The following is a 644-nucleotide window of genomic DNA, read 5'->3' on the forward strand; positions in this document are numbered from 1 at the left end:
GCGAGTTAATTTTCGCCCTGTTTTTTGTGCTACTTTTTTGCGCCAAAAAAGTAGCGGGAAGAAATCAGCTAAATGCTGTCGCAGTCAGCCACAGCTGCGCTTTGCTTTTTTGCTACTTTTGGATGGCGGGCAGGTGGCTGGTGCTTAGCAAGGACGAAGACACAACCCAGCATCTCCTTCCTCTCTCAAAAAAGAGCAGCAAGCAGCTTTTTTCAAAAAGGCATTACTGTTAACTAAACTAAACAAAACAGGAGGTGACAACCAGCTGCCAAGCGGTAGCTAAAATGGTAGCGGTGTACCCACCCAAAAATGGAGCTAAGCGCCATTTAACACAACGACAAAAGCATTAATATACAGAATACCAGTACTTACAGCTCAAAAATAAGCCTCTACAAGACAAAAAGAAAGGGCTACAAGCCAAAAAGTTTTTGGTTCATTAACATATTTAGGCTTGAATTAAGGAATGTGAGCCTATTTTTAGGGCTAGAATGGCAAAAATGAGCGACACTATGGCCAAAATATGCAGCACTATGCCCGAAATTTCGAACGCTGCGCCTAAAATATGAGACGCTGTGCCTAAAATAAGCGACAGTAGTGCTTGTTTGAGCGAAAGAATGCCTTGCATGAGCGAAAAAAAGGGCTGC

Annotated in this window: 1 protein-coding gene; it reads right to left on the minus strand. The window is 43.0% G+C overall.

Features of this window, described 5'->3' with window-relative positions; all coding sequences use genetic code 11:
- Nucleotides 1-445: 445 nt before the first annotated feature.
- Nucleotides 446-644: hypothetical protein (locus L990_RS20445; protein WP_231562296.1), on the minus strand; the 199-nt coding region annotated here is incomplete at its 5' end.

The sequence above is a fragment of the Alistipes sp. ZOR0009 genome, from assembly GCF_000798815.1.
Classification (GTDB): Bacteria; Bacteroidota; Bacteroidia; order Bacteroidales; family ZOR0009; genus Acetobacteroides.